This is a genomic window from uncultured Lactobacillus sp. (assembly GCF_946477725.1).
Taxonomy (GTDB): domain Bacteria; phylum Bacillota; class Bacilli; order Lactobacillales; family Lactobacillaceae; genus Lactobacillus.
Genome location: NZ_CAMKZC010000013.1, coordinates 25,158 through 43,082, shown reverse-complemented (window position 1 = coordinate 43,082; position 17,925 = coordinate 25,158). Strand labels below are relative to the sequence as shown.

18 protein-coding genes are annotated in these 17,925 nt (G+C 36.3%); 15 read left to right on the top strand and 3 right to left on the bottom strand.

Features of this window, described 5'->3' with window-relative positions:
- Positions 1-395: 395 nt before the first annotated feature.
- The 6 genes from Q0R51_RS06500 to lacG all read left to right on the top strand — a co-directional run bounded on the left by Q0R51_RS06500 (position 396) and on the right by lacG (position 6,244).
- Positions 396-941, top strand: coding sequence for a hypothetical protein (locus Q0R51_RS06500; protein ID WP_294757506.1), 546 nt, complete (start codon positions 396-398; stop codon positions 939-941).
- Between the two features lie 101 nt (positions 942-1,042).
- Positions 1,043-1,669 (top strand): LVIS_2131 family protein, encoded by a 627-nt coding sequence (locus Q0R51_RS06495; RefSeq protein ID WP_198202577.1) that lies wholly within the window; start codon positions 1,043-1,045, stop codon positions 1,667-1,669.
- 173 nt (positions 1,670-1,842) lie between these two features.
- Positions 1,843-2,706, top strand: coding sequence for a PRD domain-containing protein (locus Q0R51_RS06490; RefSeq protein WP_294757503.1), 864 nt, complete (start codon positions 1,843-1,845; stop codon positions 2,704-2,706).
- 4 nt (positions 2,707-2,710) lie between these two features.
- Positions 2,711-3,064 carry a PTS lactose/cellobiose transporter subunit IIA gene (locus Q0R51_RS06485; RefSeq protein ID WP_046325500.1) on the top strand — a complete coding sequence of 118 codons (354 nt, stop codon included), beginning with the start codon at positions 2,711-2,713 and terminating at the stop codon, positions 3,062-3,064.
- 19 nt (positions 3,065-3,083) lie between these two features.
- The gene (locus Q0R51_RS06480; protein ID WP_294757502.1) at positions 3,084-4,808 is read left to right on the top strand and encodes a PTS lactose transporter subunit IIBC; all 1,725 of its coding nucleotides are present in this window, start codon (positions 3,084-3,086) and stop codon (positions 4,806-4,808) included.
- Between the two features lie 11 nt (positions 4,809-4,819).
- Entirely contained in the window at positions 4,820-6,244 is a 1,425-nt protein-coding gene (gene lacG / locus Q0R51_RS06475; protein WP_294757501.1) for a 6-phospho-beta-galactosidase, read from the top strand.
- 155 nt (positions 6,245-6,399) lie between these two features.
- On the opposite strand, the gene Q0R51_RS06470 is transcribed toward lacG, so the two are convergent.
- Positions 6,400-7,923, bottom strand: coding sequence for an O-antigen ligase family protein (locus Q0R51_RS06470; protein WP_294757499.1), 1,524 nt, complete (start codon positions 7,921-7,923; stop codon positions 6,400-6,402).
- A gap of 108 nt (positions 7,924-8,031) precedes the next feature.
- Positions 8,032-8,346, bottom strand: coding sequence for a DUF2187 domain-containing protein (locus Q0R51_RS06465; protein ID WP_294757498.1), 315 nt, complete (start codon positions 8,344-8,346; stop codon positions 8,032-8,034).
- A gap of 94 nt (positions 8,347-8,440) precedes the next feature.
- On the opposite strand from Q0R51_RS06465, the gene Q0R51_RS06460 reads away from it, so the two are divergent.
- The 4 genes from Q0R51_RS06460 to Q0R51_RS06445 all read left to right on the top strand — a co-directional run bounded on the left by Q0R51_RS06460 (position 8,441) and on the right by Q0R51_RS06445 (position 11,666).
- Positions 8,441-8,986: a guanylate kinase gene (locus tag Q0R51_RS06460; protein WP_294757496.1), complete on the top strand. Its 546-nt coding sequence runs from the start codon at positions 8,441-8,443 to the stop codon at positions 8,984-8,986.
- 181 nt (positions 8,987-9,167) lie between these two features.
- Positions 9,168-9,659 carry a C40 family peptidase gene (locus tag Q0R51_RS06455; RefSeq protein WP_294757493.1) on the top strand — a complete coding sequence of 164 codons (492 nt, stop codon included), beginning with the start codon at positions 9,168-9,170 and terminating at the stop codon, positions 9,657-9,659.
- A gap of 210 nt (positions 9,660-9,869) precedes the next feature.
- The gene (locus Q0R51_RS06450; protein ID WP_294757491.1) at positions 9,870-10,589 is read left to right on the top strand and encodes a C40 family peptidase; all 720 of its coding nucleotides are present in this window, start codon (positions 9,870-9,872) and stop codon (positions 10,587-10,589) included.
- A 153-nt stretch (positions 10,590-10,742) separates the two neighbouring features.
- On the top strand, positions 10,743-11,666 hold the full coding sequence (locus Q0R51_RS06445; protein ID WP_294757490.1) for a C40 family peptidase: 924 nt from the start codon (positions 10,743-10,745) through the stop codon (positions 11,664-11,666).
- Between the two features lie 77 nt (positions 11,667-11,743).
- Here the strand turns inward: Q0R51_RS06445 and hflX are convergent, their stop codons facing one another.
- Positions 11,744-13,024: a GTPase HflX gene (hflX, locus tag Q0R51_RS06440; protein ID WP_294757489.1), complete on the bottom strand. Its 1,281-nt coding sequence runs from the start codon at positions 13,022-13,024 to the stop codon at positions 11,744-11,746.
- A gap of 342 nt (positions 13,025-13,366) precedes the next feature.
- Here hflX and Q0R51_RS06435 point away from each other — a divergent pair, with 342 nt between their 5' ends.
- From Q0R51_RS06435 to Q0R51_RS06415, 5 genes are all read left to right on the top strand, one after another.
- A complete protein-coding gene (locus Q0R51_RS06435) occupies positions 13,367-14,800 on the top strand; it encodes an MFS transporter (protein ID WP_294757488.1) in 1,434 nt (477 codons plus the stop codon).
- Between the two features lie 139 nt (positions 14,801-14,939).
- Complete coding sequence (locus Q0R51_RS06430; protein ID WP_046325489.1) at positions 14,940-15,227, top strand: type II toxin-antitoxin system HicB family antitoxin; 288 nt, start codon at positions 14,940-14,942, stop codon at positions 15,225-15,227.
- 259 nt (positions 15,228-15,486) lie between these two features.
- Entirely contained in the window at positions 15,487-16,053 is a 567-nt protein-coding gene (locus Q0R51_RS06425) for an aldose epimerase (RefSeq protein WP_294757486.1), read from the top strand.
- Between the two features lie 103 nt (positions 16,054-16,156).
- Positions 16,157-17,281: an LCP family protein gene (locus tag Q0R51_RS06420; RefSeq protein ID WP_294757485.1), complete on the top strand. Its 1,125-nt coding sequence runs from the start codon at positions 16,157-16,159 to the stop codon at positions 17,279-17,281.
- Positions 17,281-17,913, top strand: a complete 633-nt coding sequence (locus Q0R51_RS06415) for a glycerol-3-phosphate acyltransferase (protein WP_294757484.1) — start codon at positions 17,281-17,283, stop codon at positions 17,911-17,913. Before Q0R51_RS06420 ends, Q0R51_RS06415 begins: the two co-directional genes overlap by 1 nt.
- Positions 17,914-17,925: the final 12 nt, after the last annotated feature.

The window sequence follows — 17,925 nt, the reverse complement described above, 5'->3', positions numbered from 1 at the left end:
GAATTATAGAAATAATCTGTGTAAACTTTATCTGACATATTCGTCTACCTTTCAGTTAAAAAATTTAGTGAAAAATTTTTAGTTACATGTTAAATTTACTCTATGTGAAAACGCTTGTAAAGTAGATAAGTCTATGTTTTTTTGATAAATTTTTATAAAAGCGCTTTTGCAAAATTTTAAGGACTAAAGCGTTATTTAATATTTACAAAAATAGTGCGTAGCTTTCGTTTTCTTTCAACTAAATAATTGCAAAAATATTATAAAATAACTCTGAGCAGAAAAAATGTTTTTTAAAAATTATTTTTAAAAGAAATAAAATAAATTGTTTTTAAACCAAAATTTGAGTATCGTATAAAAGATGATAAATATTGATAAATTAGATAAGGATTTTTAACTTGAAAATAAGCTTAACAGATTTCACTACCAAAATAGAAAAGCAAGATTATATTGAAGACTTAGAAACTACTAAATATGCTGATATCAGCAAGTCCAAAACCAAGTTGCGTGAGCAGGCAACTAAATTAATTAAGGAAACTAAAGCTGCCCTTAAGCATAATTCACTGAGTCATATTGCTCTTGAAATTACCGGTCAAAGACCCATAACTTTTGCGTTAGAGACCAATATGATCAACTTGCCATATAGTAATTATAAGAAGAATGCCAATTTTTTTGAAGAGGGCAAAGATTATCCGGTTGCAGTATACTTTGAAACGCAGTCGGAATATTTGAATGCATCGGGATTCCGAATTGATCAAATCGCGACAGAAGCAGAAATTGAACAAAATGAAACCGAAGTTGTTGCCAACTTAACAGATGCTATGCAGGAAAAAATAAAACAAGTGCGTGAGTACCAAAAGCCTGCTGCTTCTGCTAAAAAGAAGCCTGTTGTTAAAAAACCTAATACAAAAAAGGCGCAAAAAGAGACAAAGACTAAAAAATAAAATATCTGAGACTTAGTAGGTGAAAATTAATGCAAATTTGAACGTAACTATTCAAAAGGTGTTTTTTACCATATAATGGAGAAAGATGCAGGAGGTCCATTATGATTAGCTGGAATCTACTTGGAGTATTGTTATGGGTAGTAGTTATTCTTTATTTCGTTTTTGTTGTGCAAAACATTCGTAAGCGCCGCATCACAATGATTATTAAGAAACACCGGCAATTTAGCTGGCCCAATTTTTTGATAGATATCATTGAAGTAGCCGCTCTTTTAGTTGGGATTGTCTGGTTATTTGGCAAGACTATGCTGGATAACCCGGATCTTGATGATACGACTAAGATTACGTCTCATATTACTTATGAACCGATTGTCATGAACCCGGGAGAAGGCAATTCAAGTTACGTTACAATTGATTCGAAAAAGAAAAGAATTAGTACCCAGACTTTCACTTATTACAGGCCGGGTAAAAAGATTAAAGTAGCCAGTGATTTCGCTACGGTGGCTTATGGTAAAAGTCCTCTGGATCTTAATGCAGCTAAAATTCCGTATAACAAAAAACAACTGCAGACAATGGACCGCAAATATCAACGAGCTTACGTTGCTATATACACCGCTAACTACAAAAAAGTCTGGCAAAATGGTATTGGCATGCATGCAGGGCATAATGCTACTCGTTATTACTTAATCAGGATTCCGGATTCATCGTTTATCAGGGAGAAAGAAAAATAAAATAAATAAAGCGTTTGCATAATTGTAAAAGTGTGGTATGCTTTATCTGTATTGAAAATTTAAGTAGATTGTTACTATCAAATTAGGCGAGACTACTAGTATAACTGATGAATTTTTATTGTTCATCGGCTATTGCTAGTAGTCTCTTTTTTTCTGCAAAAAAGGAAGATGTTATGCGCCTTAAAAAAATTTTTAATAATAACAGCATTTTAGTTGATGTTGGGAAAGGACAGGAAGCTATTGTTTTCGGTAAGGGAGTGGGATTTGAACAGGGCAAAAATAGACTAGTTGATACTAAAAAAATTCAGAAAATATTTTATTTAGACAGTAAGAAGGATAAAGAGTCGTTTAATTACCTTTTCCATAATATTCCTGCAGATATTATTGCAGCAGTTTTTGCGGTTATTGAAAATGCGCGAATCAATTATCATTTTCAGGTTTATGATTCAATCTATCTCACCTTAAGTGAACATGTCAATGGCGCCTACAAATTACTGTTAGCAGGAAAATATCGGGAAAATGAAATTCCAGATTTAAGTGAAAAATATCCAAAAGAATATCAAATTGCAAACGAAGCTCTGGGAATTATTAACGATAAATTAAGCGTTGATTTTCCACTTTCAGAGGTTAAAAGTATAGCGCTTCATTTTATCAACAGCAAGATTCCTACGGGTATTGCCAAGCACGAAGGTAAATCAAAATATATTTTTAACACGTCTAAATTAATTAATGTTGTTCTTAATGTCCTGGATAACAATAACATTTATCAAAATGGTAAAAATCGGGACAGCTTTAGACGATTTCTAATTCACTTGCAGTATCTGGCCAAAAGGCTCTGGCGTCCGCCAGAAAAAAATGAATCTATCGATAAAAAGATTGAATGTGACATGATCAAGGCCTATCCGCGATCTTACAAAATAACTCAAGAAATTTTTCAGGCTCTTAATGCTGAATTTAATTTTCAGCCGTCAGACGCAGAGAGGGTTTACTTTATCATTCACATTCATCAAATTTTAGGGCCAAAAGAAAAGGAGTAAAAAGATGGCAACTAAAGAAGAAATTTCAATGGCCGGCTTTGAAATAGTCGCTTATGCTGGCGATGCGAAGACTGCATTAATCACAGCACTTGATGAAGCTAAAAAAGGCAATTATGACAAGGCCAGAGAGCTGGTTAAAAGTGCAGACAGCTCTTTAAATGATGCTCATAATGCACAAACAAAACTAATGAGTAAAGAAGCCAGTGGTGAAGAAATGGAGACCACATTCATTATGTCACACGGGCAGGATACTTTAATGACTACGATGCTATTAAGGGATGAAGCTAAATATTTTATAGATTTGTATGAGAAGTATAATTCCGCTCTGAAGGAATTGAATGAACTAAAAAATAAGTAAATGAACAAGGAGTTTAAAAATGAATGCTGTAATTAAGCAAATTGAAAAAGCACAGCCATTCTTTCAAAAAGTCGCCGCTAATAAATATTTGCGGGCGGTCAGAGATGGCTTTATTGCTTTAATGCCGATAATTATCTTTTCCAGTATATTTTTACTGATAGCCAACGTGCCTTTGATCTGGCACTTTGCCTGGCCAACCAAAGTGGCTAATGCATTAAACATGTTTTACAACATGTCCATGGGAGTTTTAGCATTAATGGCCTCTTCATCGGTTGCTAAGGCATTAACTGATTCGTTTAATCTGGATTTACCAAAAACAGATCAAATTCCAACCGTAGGTGTGCAGTTTACCGCACAAGTTTCTTTTGTCTTGGTAGCTGTTGATACTTTAACTGATAAAATGAACAACCTGTATTTTGCAGTTGCAATGATTGGTACCAAAGGACTAATTTGTGCCTTTCTGGTAGCATTTATAGTTCCAAATGTATACTATCAATGTTTTAAACACAATATTACGATTAAATTGCCAGATGCTGTACCCCAAAATATTGCGGGAGCCTTTAAAAACATTATTCCTTTTGCAATTAGTACGTTTTTCTTCTGGATCTTTTCATTAGCTTTTAGAGCTGCGACTGGGACTAACCTAGCTGCCTGGATTATTCAAGTTTTATCACCTTTATTTACCGCAGCAGACGGTTATTTTGGTCTGGCAATAGTTTATGGTGCGATGGCATTCTTCTGGTTTATCGGAATCCAGGGGCCATCAATCGTTGAGCCGGCGGTTACTGCTATCTATTTAAGCAATGTTGAATTAAACTTAGCAGCCTGGAAAGCTGGTAATATTGCAGGCGCCAACAGAATTCTGGCTCAAGGTACACAATACTTTGTTGCTACTTTAGGTGGTACTGGTGCCACTTTAGTAATTACATTAATGTTTGCTTTCATGTCTAAATCAAAGGAATTAAAAGCAGTAGGTCGTGCTGCATCAATTCCAGTTTTGTTCGGGGTTAATGAGCCAATTTTATTTGGTGCACCATTAATTTTGAACCCAGTCTTCTTTATTCCTTTCATTTTGACACCAATTGCCAATGTCTGGCTTTTTAAAATATTTGTTGATGTCTTCCACATGCCTGGCTTTATTTACAATTTGCCTTGGACTACACCAGGAACACTCGGCTTGATAATGGGTACCGGCTTTTCGATTGGTTCAATTATCTTGGCAATATTGCTTCTAGTAGTTGATGTTGTGATGTACTACCCGTTCTTTAAAGCATATGACATGCAAAAATGTGCTGAAGAAGCAGCAAAAGTAACTAATGCAACTGCTGCTAATACCAGTACTGAACTAGCAGCTTCTGTTTCTGAAAATAATACTAATAAAACTGCAAGTGAAAGCAAAATTCCACTGTCTAAAACAAAAGATGGTAAAAGTCTGAATGTTCTCGTACTTTGTGCAGGGGGCGGTACCAGTGGTATTTTGGCCAAAGCCTTAAACAAGTTAGCTGCTGAAAACAATTTACCTTTAGCAGTGGCTGCTACTTCATTTGGTGCTCACCACGACTTGCTTTCAGGAATGGACATCGTTATTTTGGCACCGCAAATGAATGCGATGAAAGATGAACTGAAAAAGGAATGTGATAAGAATAACGCTAAAATGATTACGACTACCGGGAAGCAATATATAGATATGACCCAGCATGCCGACAAGTGTCTGGACCTGATAATTGCTAACATTTCAGAATAAAGGAGAATAAAATGACTTTACTAAATAGAGTACAAAAATTACCTCGCGATTTCGTGTGGGGTGGTGCCACTGCCGCTTATCAAGTTGAAGGCAGCACTCAAGTTGATGGCAAGGGCAAAACAATGTGGGATGATTACCTTGAAAAACAGGGCAGATTTTCACCAAATCCTGCTAGTGACTTTTACAACCGGTATCCAGAAGACATTGGGCTTGCCAAGAAATATGGTTTAAATGCTGTGCGCGTTTCAATTGCTTGGACCAGAATTTTTCCTGAGGGTTACGGTCAAGTAAATCAAAAAGGCGTGGAATATTATCATAAATTATTCAAAGAATGTCTTGATAATGGCATTGAACCTTACGTTAGCCTGCATCATTTTGATAGTCCTAAAACTTTATTTGATAATGGTGACTGGTTAAATCGCAAGAATATTGATTATTTTGTTGACTATGCCAAGTTTTGCTTTAATGAATTTAAAGAGGTAAAAAACTGGTTTACTATTAATGAACTAATTTCTTTAGCATATTCACAGTACATTGCCGGTACTTTTCCACCAAACCATCATTTTGATGTCACCAGTGCAATTCAGGCCGAACATAACGAGTTAGTGGCACATGCCAGAGTAGTTAATTTATATAAAGAGCTGGGTTTACCAGGTAGAATTGGCCTAATTCATGTTATTCAACCAGTATATCCAATATCAACCAGTACTGAAGATAAACATGCAGCTAAATTGCAAGATGCGTTTTTGAACAAGTTTTTGCTTGATGGGACGTTCTTAGGCTATTACTCAGACGATACCATGGCATCAATTAATGAAATACTGCGTTTAAATAACGCACATTTGGATATTCAAGACGGTGACCTCGATATTCTCGCTAAAGCTGCATCACAAAATGATATTTTTGGTCTAAATTATTATCAAAATCAGTTTATTAAAGCGTATCATGGCGAAAGTGAAAACCACTTTAACGGTACTGGTGACAAGGGTACTTCTTCCTTTAAGTTTAAAGGAGTAGGAGAAACTGTCAAAAAGCCGGGGGTACCGACAACCGACTGGGACTGGAATATTTTCCCACAGGGTCTCTATGACACATTAAAGCGTATCAGTCATGATTATCCTAACTGTAAGACAATTTATGTGACTGAAAATGGTTTAGGTTATAAGGATAAATTTGTCAGCCCAGATAAGATTATTGATGACACTCCCAGAATTGATTTTATTGATCAACATGTCGCAGCCCTTTTAAAAGCTCGCACTGAAGGAGTGAATGTCCAAGGCTATTTTGTATGGTCTCTGCAAGATCAATTTTCCTGGGCGAATGGCTACAACAAACGTTATGGTCTGTTTTATGTAGATTTCAAAACGCAGAAGCGTTATGTTAAAAGGAGTGCCTTATGGTTTAAAGAATTAGCAGATACAATGAATAAAGAATAAAATTTAAGCAACTAACTTAGTTTAAACCCCGAAATTGAATAAATTGCGGGGTTTTCTAATGGGCAGAAAATTTTTAACAAATAAAAGAACTAAGTCTGATTGTGACAGTTAGTCCTTTATCTAAAATTAAAACTATGATAAAGCTACATTTTACATTAATTGGATATTGCTATTGTTTCCTTTTTACGAACCTGAACTAATAGATTTCCTTCAATGAAGGCGAGGATAAAGCTGGCTGTCAAAAAGTCCACCACATTACCGGAAGAGAAAGCAGCAAGTAGGATGAAACCACTGGCAACGATTAAGGAACTGACTAAATAAGTCCGTGCTGCTTTATATCTGAGCCACCTGTATGCACCATAAATTAGTACTGCCAAATATGGTCCGACATACAAAAGCATTCCCAGCCAGCCTAAGGAATATATTTGGGCAGTAAAATCTCGTTCTAAATTAAAAATATTGTTTTCTCGGATGTAAGAAATACCAAAAAGCTTGTCTAGTTTGTTGTTATTGGTTTTGACTACTTGATTGAGCATAGCCTTTTCAATTTGGCGGTTTTCCATGCGCGACTGGCCCGGTTCGTTCATAATTTTGAGCCAAAATTCCGGGTCATATTGGTAAGGATAGCTTTTAAAGACAAATTTGGGATTAAGCGCATATTCTTGATAATTTTTCTTAATGAAGTAACGTAAAAACTCTTTTCTTTTTTTGCCATTAGGGTATTTTTGTAAACCAGCAGCTAATTCCTTTTTTTCGTCCGCTAAATCATGGTCAGACTGTTTAGCTAGATAAATTTCATAATTATAACGCTGAATTGCAGGGCCAAAGGGCAAAATCACTAGGGCTCCTGCTTCTATTAAGACAGCAACTAAAAACGCTTTGCCGCCCTTTTTTACATCTTTAATCAGATATTTATGCAGGCCAAACAGGATGAGACCGATTATTATTCCGCCAATCAGACCAATAGCAGCAACTTTAGTGCCGATTTCAATCATTGCCAGAGCCTGCAACACATTTAACAAAATGGTATGCCAGTTAAATGAAGTGAAAAGATAGTAGAGCATGAGCGGCAACAACATAAAGAGGACGGCTGAAATCATGTTGGTAAAATTGAAGAAGCCTTTAGATGCCATATGGGAATAACCGATATTGGGATTAAAGAACCATTCAAAAATGTTGGCACTGATAGTTCCTGTTTCGTATGATTTCAGGGAAATAACGAAAAGGTTAGAAAGTACAATAGTCCCGGAAAAAAGTCCAGAGATGCCTTCGATCACCATTTGCAATTGCTGGGACCCAAAATTTAATTCATCAGTCAAATAAAGCACTGTTAAGGGTAATATCATTCTAATTAAATAGAAGATTTCTCCACTAGGGGAATAACCATAATTGTTGGGACTCACGCTGGTAAAATGCTGCACGTGCATTAAATGTAGTGCTGAATAGATGACTAATAAAATAATATAAATTAGCAGCCATTTTTCCTGTGATAGTTTCTGCCAAGAATTTTGCGAGCTAAAGTAAAGGCAAACCAGGCTCGCCACTGCAAAAATACGGATAATTGTGGGCAGTGTAAATGGTAAAATATTAGCCAGAGTGCCATGATAGAACCAATATAAATCTAGAAACGGTTGTATTAGAATAAACCAAAATAAAATGGTTTTTGCTTTTTCTTTCACTTTTTTCTCCATATCATAAATATTTTCATGCTTTAATTTTAGGCAAAAATAAGGCAAAAAAAAAGAGCAGTGAACATTAATCACTGTTTCTTAATTAATAAATAGTTATTATTCTTTGTTTGTGGCAGTAGTTGTTTTTTCTGTGGCAGATTTTTTGATCTTTTCTACTTTAACGTCACTTTTTGCTAAAGCCTGAATTTCCTTCATTTTCTTTTTAGAAACGGTTTTTAGGTTCTTAAAGTTGACCACTATTTTTTGATTGAGGTCACTAACTGCAGTTTTATCAGCTTTATCATAATCGATTATTTTTAGCAGAACAGAATTTTCATAAATTTTTTCTACTTTGCCCACAAATGGTTTGGTCAGTTCTTCATCAGACTTGGCACTGAGAATGTCATCTGCTTTGACGTCAGCTTTTTTCATAATAAGTTTTACTTCCTCTCTTAGCCATGTTTCACTATAATAGAAAGATATTATTATAAAAGCGAATAGTTTTCAAGTAAAGGAAGCTCGGATTTTGCAAAAATTAATTTTAATTGCCGGCCCCAGCGGTGCTGGTAAAACTACTATTTCAGAATACTTGGCAAATACGTTCGCCATTCCCAGGGTATTGACCCACACCACCCGGCCAATGAGGCCGGGAGAAAGTTCAAAAGAATCGTATCACTTTGAAAGTGAAGCCAGTTTTAAGAAACTGCATTTTTTTGAACATGTCAAATATGGTTCCTACCAGTATGGTTCAAGTAAAGAAGCTCTAGACCAGGCTTGGCAGGATCATGATCTAGTGTCTTTGATTGTCGACATTAAGGGAGCGCAATCTTACCTAGCAAAGTTAGAAAAACAAGTCTATTTTTTATACGTTACTGCCAGTTCGAAAAAGATGCTGGCCGAACGTTTAATAAAGCGCGGAGATGATCCAAATAAGATTAAAGAACGCTTAACTGGCAATGAACTAAACGTCCTGCCGCCAACTCTACAAAAATACGCGCACATCTTGGTTAATGACGATTGGAATCAGACTAAGCGTCAACTCGATAATATTGTTAAAAAACTGAGTAGGTAACTTGCTTGAGCAATTACTTTTGTAAAAACGGTTTCAAATTAAAATTCTTAACATTTTGTAGCTCGTTTGACACGAATGTGTAACATTAAATGAGTAAGATAGAAAATGTCGGAAGAAATAGATAAGTAGTTTTAACTCTGCTTGCTAAAATTAATAAATATATTTAGAAAAGAGTTTAATTTTGAAACACGGACACTCGAAAGGATTAATTAAGTTAATAATTGTTATTGCCCTCTTTTTCACTGGTGCAACTAGCGTAACGGTAGTTAGTGCTGCTACTGCTAATGATGTCAGTGCTAGTAGTGTAACCAAGAAGCGTACAGCTGTAGCTAATTTAGCTAAAAAGCAAGTTGGCAAAGGCTATGTATATGGCGCTGCGGGTCCTTATTCTTTTGACTGTTCCGGTTTAGTACAATATGTCTACAAGACAGCTGGAAATAAAATTTTACCAAGAACTACTTACTCACAAGTTTTACAAGGTAAAAAAGTTTCACTAAAAAAATTAAAGAAAGGTGATTTACTTTTCTGGGGATCTTCAGTTGCCCCAAACCATGTCGGTATCTATGTGGGTGATAACCAGTTTGTACATGCTGCTACGCCAAGCCAGGGTGTTTTAAAGCAGTCAATTAGTGCTTATTTTTATCCTTCCGCTGCTAAACGTATTTTAGATTAAGCACTCTTTTCTAATTTTCCCCAAATTTGCTAAACAATAAAATTAAGTTGAACGCCCTTTTACTACTAAATTCGTGAAAGGGCTTTTTTACGTACCAGTATTATTTCTGTAACCTTTTTGTAATACTTTGCGTGTAAAATTGATTTTGTAATATAGAAGTAGAGCTTATTAATATAAATAGTTTGATGCGAATACGGGGGGATTTTGATTTTGAAGATTAAAAGTAACTTAGTAAAATTTACTACTGCTGCGGCGCTAACCGTTACTGGCTTAGGTGTTGCCAGTTTAGCCAATAATAATTTGACAACTGTTAATGTTAAAGCTGCCACTAAAAAAGTAAAAATCAATTATGTTCCCGGTTATGGCATCAATATTTGGGATAACTATGAAAATCCTACTTTTACCGGCCAACGGATAAAACACGGTAAAACGGTTAATGTTTTAAGCAGTGCCGTTGATCAAAAAGGTAGGACCTGGTATCAAATTGGTGAAGGTCAATGGATTCAAGCACGTTATACTGTCAAACCTGGTGTTAAAGTAAAGTCGGTCAAACCAAAAAAGTCTGTTAAGCAAGCAGAAAAAGTTGTTAATTTGGCTAATGCAGAAGTGGGCAAAGCATATGCCTGGGGTGGCAATGGACCTCAAGGATTTGACTGTTCAGGTTTGGCTCAGTATGTATTTAGTGAAGCTACTGGCGTGAACCTGAGTCGTAGTACTTATTCACAAGTTAAACAAGGTAAACAGGTTTCGATACAGGACTTAAAGCCTGGCGATCTTCTGTTTTGGGGATCAGCAAGTGCTCCATACCATGTTGGTATTTATGTTGGCAATAACCAATATGTTCATGCTGCTTCTCCTTCACAAGGTGTTGTTAAGGATAGTTTAAGTTCATACTTCTATCCCTCAGTTGCAAAACGTGTTCTTGAATAGAAATATATTAAAAATTAAAACACTTAGGAAATTTTCTAAGTGTTTTTTTAGTACCATTTAGTTAGTGTAACTTGATTAAAAATCTGAAGCGTTTAAAATGAAGTTAAATACTAGTTTTTGGTCACATTATGCTACCAAAGGAGAAATGATTTGATGAAGCGTAATTTTTGGAAAATGGGTCTTGCTGCAGCATTGACATTAACCGGAATTGGTGTTGCTTCACCACAAAAAACTGTAGATGCTGCTACGTTTAAGACACCTATAAAAAGAATACAAATCAATTGTCTGCCAAATAAGAGTGTGAAAATATGGACAGATTATAATGGCGGGCAACTGATCAGTTTTCGTGCAAAAAATAAAAGTAAATGGAATGTTGCCAAAACGGCTGTTGATCGCAAAGGTAAATTATGGTACATGATTGGCGACAGTGAATGGATTGAAGCACGTTACACGCAAGATTTAACGCAGGATTCTAATATAAAAACTGTGCACGAGCAAGTTAAGAGTGCAGTAACTAAAAAGAAGAATAAAAAGGCTAAAAGTAAAACTAAAAAAATAGCAGTTGCACCGGATAAGCAGAAGACAGCTAAGCCAAAGGCGCAGGAGCAAAAGACAGTTAGACCTAAACTTAATAATGCGATCCAAACAAAGAGTGCCGCTAATGTAACCCCAATAACACGTTTGAGTAATAAAGTTTCTGCTGATAATGTTTCTAAACGTGCACAAGACGTGGTGAACTTAGCAGAAAGTCAAATTGGCAAAGGTTATGCCTGGGGCGGAAATGGCCCAGATAATTATGACTGCTCGGGACTGGTTCAGTATGTTTATAATCAAGTCGGTGGCGTGCAATTGCCCCGCGTAACGACTGACCAGGTAAAAGTTGGAGTGACTGTATCGCTGGATCAGTTGCAGCCGGGTGATCTTTTATTTTGGGGCTCAGAAGATGCGCCTTATCATGTGGGAATTTATGTTGGCAATAATCAGTATGTTTGTGCCGCAACGCCTGAACAGGGGGTAGTTTTGCAGACAATCAGTTCATATTTTTATCCTTGTGTAGCAAAGCGCGTTATTCAATAATAAAATGGTGGTTTTGAGGTTATACTCTGAGTAAATGAAAAAGATTCTCACAATAATAAGTGTGTGAGGATCTTTTTTTAGTTAATATAATTAGCTAAGCGTGCTTGTTCTTGGGGTGAAAGACGCGCAACAACATGAATACCATCATTTTGATAGTTTTCTTTTAATACTTGAGCATTTTCATGCAAGTAAGCTAAAATCTTTCCCGCAGATAAGGGTAAAAGCAGATTAATTTGCTTATAACTGCTAAAAATATGCTTAGTTATCAAATCAGCAAGGGTTGCGATAGACTTGGTATCAATTGCAGAATATAGAATACCGCTACCTTCAATTTGCGGATAATTGCGCTCTGACTTGTCAGCCTTATTATAGGCAGTAATCATCGGTGTGTTTTTGACGCCAATTTCAGCAAGCACATTTTGTGTGGTGCGAATCATTTGAATCATATTGGGATCAGAAGCATCAACGACGTTAATTAATAAATCGGCATCTTTTACTTCCTGCAGCGTAGCTTTAAAAGATTCAATCAAGTTATGGGGCAATTTAGAAATAAAACCAACTGTATCTGACAGGATAAAGCTAAAATTATTATCTAAGTCGATGCGACGAACATTTGTATCCAACGTCGCAAACAGCATGTTTTTGACAAAAACTTGTTTGGCACTATGCTTGGAAAATTCCGTTAACAGCCCATTCATTGTTGTTGATTTGCCAGCGTTAGTGTAGCCGACTAGTGCAACTTTAGGAATATGATTTTGCTTGCGTCTTTTGGCTTTAATTTCTTCTTGTTTACTAATAGTTTGTAGTTCCTTTTTTATAATAGAAATTTGTTTGCCAATTGTGCGCCGATTCAATTCCAGTTTCGTTTCCCCGGCCCCACGGTTGGCAAAACCACCACCGGTGGAACCGCCATTACCGCGTTGTTGATCCAACGAGTTTTCTGAGGGATGCAGGCGGGGTAATTCATATTGTAATTGCGCCAGCTGCACTTGTAATTTTGCTTGCTTAGTCCGGGCACGGCTTGAAAATATTTCTAAGATTAATTCTGTGCGATCAACTACCCGTAGCTTAGTCAGTTTTTCTAAATTACGAATTTGTACAGGTGTTAGCTCATCATTAAGCACTAATACTTTTGCTTTTAGGCCCCGTGCCATATCTTTAATTTCATTTATTTTTCCCAGACCAAAATAAGTTCCAGCTATGATGTGTTCCGCATTTTGTCGTGCCTGTCCCACAACCTGCATGTTTGCGGCTTCTGTAAGATTGGCAAGTTCATTCATGTAATAATCAAAATTGGGGTCATTTAAATTAACTCCTGCAATAAATGCTTTTGTTTTATGGGGAGTATTTTCAATCATTTAATTCTCTTTCTGTATGTGAAGTTATTAATGGTGATCTTATAAATTAATATTTTTTAATCCTCATGATTCATACCTCTTTTGTTTTGCTATTAGTTTAATTTTAATACATCTATGTTTCTTTACCAAAAAGAAGATTAATTGTCCACCAATTTTGGTGGCAAAATAAAGCTTTTTAAGATAGCTGTCTCAAATGATTTATGCTAGCGACGGCTCTTTTAGCTACTAAGTTTTGCAAAAATACTGCTAGTAGTTTTTATTACTTGGCAGAGAGAAAAAAAGGAGTATAATTCAATCTATTAAGGTACCTAACTAATTTTGGAAATGGAGATATTTGTAAAAATGGCACAAAGAACAAGCTATCAAACTAATCAAAAGGTACAACAGAATCGCTGGTGGATTCTGGTTGCCGTGGGACTTTTCACGTTCATGTCAACTTTAGATGGCACAATTGTTAATATTGCTTTGCCAGTAATCAGTAAAGATTTGCGGATTCCAATGAGCCAGTCCGAATGGGTAGTTTCGCTCTACTTAATTGTAGTCTGCAGCTTTATTTTGTTTTTTGGCAAGTTAAGTGATATCTTGGGCAAGATTAAAATTTTTCGCTTAGGCGCAATCTTTTTTATTGCGGGGTCACTTTTATCAGGTTTTAGAATCAATCTATTGTTTTTGCTGGGCGCAAGGGCCTTGCAAGCAGTTGGTGCCGCTATGACTATGGCTACTAATAATGGTATTATCACAGAAATTTTTCCCACTACAGAAAGAGGAAAAGCGTTAGGAACTATTGGCTCCTTTGTTGCTCTGGGCTCAATCGCTGGACCCGGTTTAGGTGGATTAATATTAAGTCACCTGTCCTGGTCTTACATTTTTTGGCTTAATGTGCCGGTGGGAATCATTGCTGCATTAATTGGCGCCAAGTTTTTACCACAAGACATTACTTTTACCAAAGCTCCTCTGGATAAAATGGGTTCGTTCAGCTTTGCTTTCGGCATGATTACTCTATTTGGTGGTGTTTTCTTAGGCCAGCAATTAGGTTTCAGTTCTTTACCGGTTTTATTAATGTTAATAATTGGTCTTGTAAGTTTTATTTGGTTTGTTTATGTGGAATATCATGCTGCTAATCCGTTGTTACAATTCAAATTGTTTAAAAATCCGGATTTTTCAGTTAGTCTGCTCTGTGCGTTATTAATTTTTATTACCAACTTTTTCTTCAATGTGGTCACACCTTTTTACTTGGAAAATGCGCGTCACTTACCTCCGAGCCAAACAGGTTATATCTTGATGATCTTACCTGTAGTCCAGCTGGTTGCCGCTCCTGTTGCAGGCTCTCTTTCTGACAAGATAGGTCCTAAATTAATCACATTTATTGGTTTGGTTTTACTGTTAATCAGCCAGGTGGGTTACACATTGTGCAACTTAAATTCACCAATTTGGCTGTTCATTATCAGCATCGCTTTAATGGGATTGGGAAGCGGCATTTTTAGTTCTCCTAATAATTCACTTGTCATGGGTTCTGTTGAACAAAAGGATTTAGGTGTTGCTGGCAGTATTAACTCTTTATCCCGTAATCTAGGTATGGTTATTGGTATTTCCAGTGCAACTACCGTATTATTTGCGGCAATGAGCAAAGCAAAAGGAGCTAGAGTCACCGCATATTTACCCAAGCAACCTGAAATTTTTATTTATGGTATGCATGTAGTTTTCATTATTTCAATGATAATTTGTCTAATTACTGTTATCTTAAGTGGCTGGAGACTATTCAAAAATAATAAATAATAACTTGTAAATAAGTGTCGAAAATAAAAATTTTCAACACTTTTTTGCTTTAAAAAATAATTTTTTAATAATTTTTTCTTCTTTTTACTTATTTGGGTATATTATTGTAGAGGGAAAGTGCAAAACGAGGAGGTTTAGGATGAACCATAAAGTTGTGACGTATCCAGCCATTTTTAAGCCACTGGAAAATGATATATATGTAATTAGTTTCCCTGATGTTAAAGGGGGAATAACCGAAGGGCAAGGTCTGCGTGAAGCAATGAAAATGGCTGCTGATACACTTGCGAGTCGTTTATACAATAAAGCGGTATTGCCGAAGGCTAGCAAAGCTAGTGATATTAAGTTGCCAGATGATGGTTCCTTTGTTGCACCGGTTTCTGCAGATTTAACTGAGGCGTCGCGCGATCGGATTAATTATGAAATTTGATTTACAAAAAAAGCACCCCAATTTCTTGGGATGCTCTTTTTATTAACTTGTTCCAAAAACTTTCTTTTAATTCTCGGGAACAAGTCTATTATAATATATCTAACAAAATTTTGCTAATACTTTTAGCTTGTTTTACTAAAAAGTGTATGCAATAAGCTCTAATTAAATGTACAAAAGCATTTTAGATATTCGATACAAATTGACAATAACATTATTTGAGTGCTATTTTTGAGAAAGAAAAAAAGTGTGGGAGTAAATTATGCAAACGATTGAAAGTTCTGTTTTGCGAATTTCTATTTCTGAAAAGGGTGCCAAGTTAGTTAACTTTATTGCCCAAAATAAGCAAACTGATTATTTTAAAGATGAGAATGAGCAAAAACAATTAGAGATTATTTTTAAGGGAGCAGGTCAAGGGGAAAACCTGGCTGACATCCTGCCATGGACAGTTGTAGATAAGGGAGATTCCAGAGTAAGCTTAGCGTTAATTGACGACAACTCAAGCTATAAAAACTTTCCTTACCATTTTGAGGCAATTCTGACATATGCTTTGGAGGGAAATAGAATTGATATTAAGTTTTATTTAAAAAATAATTCGCATAAAGATTTGCCATTTTCGTTACAATTCTTAATGCCTGTTTTCACAGGCTGGTCAATCACTACCAACGCAAATGAACTCGAGCTGAGTAGGGACGATACTACTTTGACTTTGGCCTCTGCTCATTTTGCGTTAACTGCTTCTAATGATCAAGTTAAAGCTAGTATAGACCAGGCCAGTCTAGCCAGTGATAGTGATGAAGAATTGACGTTGACCTTAACATTGAGTTAAACAAATTAATGTTTTTAATAAGATAAAATTGACAAACCGTCGTCGGTTTGTTTTTTTGCTATAATATACTCATTGTAACTAGATTTTAGGTAAGTAAAAAGTTATGGATCACAACGAGAATCACCCGCATAAGAGTCGGGTCGAATTACACGCCAAGGACTACCACAGAAGAAAGCGGATTTTAGCTTGGGTGTTAAGCCTTGCAGTCCTGTTGACTGTGGCGGTTGGTGCATATTCCGCATATATTTATTTGCGCACGAAAGATGCAGTTGATAATGCCTACGATGACCAAAATAGTGTGCAGATCAAAAATGGCGAGTTTGATGGCAAGAAAAAATTTGCTGTATTGCTAATGGGCACTGATACCGGGGCACTTGATCGTAAAGAAAAAATAGGTAATACTGATACTATTATTATTGCCGTCGTTAATCCGCAGAAAAAGCGCTATTCATTGATGTCGGTACCAAGAGACACAATGGCCCAAATGATAGGAGCAGAAAAATTCCAAGTTAAAAAAATTAATGCTGCTTATCCTGTCGGCGGAGCAGCCATGTCCATGGCAAGCGTGTCCAAGTTAGTTAATGTGCCAATTAAATATTATGTTTTGGTAAATATGAAAGGTATTATGCGGCTAATCCGCTATATCGGTGGCATTAATATCAAACCCACTTTGAGTTTTGAATATGGTGGTTACATTTTTAAGAAAAACCAGTTGACTCACATGGGTGGCGGTGGAGCTCTGGCCTATTCACGTATGCGCTATGACGATCCAGAAGGTGATTATGGCCGTCAGAAGCGCCAGCGCCAAGTGATAACTACTATCATCAAGAAGTCAGTGTCAATCAATACTTTAGCCAGGTTAGATTCAGTATTGTCTGCAATTTCTGATAACATTAAAACTAATTTGCCCTTTGATGCGCTGCGTCAAATTGCGTTTAACTACCGTGATTCTACCAAGAATGTCAAAAATGATTATCTTCACGGACACAATGCGACAATTGACGGTGCATCTTATCAAGTACAATCAACTAAGGAACTGCAAAGAGTTTCAGATTACTTACGAACGGAATTAGGCTTGTCTATTGTACCAGTAGACAATAACGAAACCTATCAAAACAAACGTAACAAAATTCAAGGGTTTGATTTTAAAAATCCTGAAAATCAAGATTATCATATTTACGAGGATTATCAAGATCAAAGTTACCAGGAAGAAGGCGACAATTGGTAATGCGTTTGTGGTCAATCGCTATCGGATATGGATTCGGCTGTTTGCTGTCTGCGGTTTTAATTTGCCGCTTTGCTTTACACGAGGATCCCACAAAGGTGGGTTCGGGTAACCCAGGAACGGCTAATGTCGGAGCAGTGTTTGGGAAAAAATGGGGTATATTAACTTGTATTGGTGACTTGTTAAAAACGCTCATCTGTCTTCTTATCGGACACTATCTTTTCTCAGACAATATTGCTCTTTTGTATGCTGGCTTAGGCTTGGAGCTGGGGCACTGCTTTCCCTTTTGGAACCATTTTGACGGGGGAAAGGGCGTCACGGTAGCCGTGATAGTAGCGGCGCTGTATGATACTCCTGCTGCTGCGGTGACACTTCTAGTTTGTTTAATACTACTGATACTATTACAAAATTTGACGATTCCGCCGATAATTTTTATAATATTGTTCAGTTTGTATGAACTTTTTAAAGTTAAAGAAGCGGGAATCGTATTATTAATAATGACTCTGGTCATGACTTTCAAATTTAGATATGACCTACGTGACTTTTTTACTGGCAACGGAAAAAAGGTTGATGTTTTATACTCAATTAAGAAAAAATTGGGTCTATTGCATGATAGTCAACAGCATCATTTTTAGTGAGGAATATAA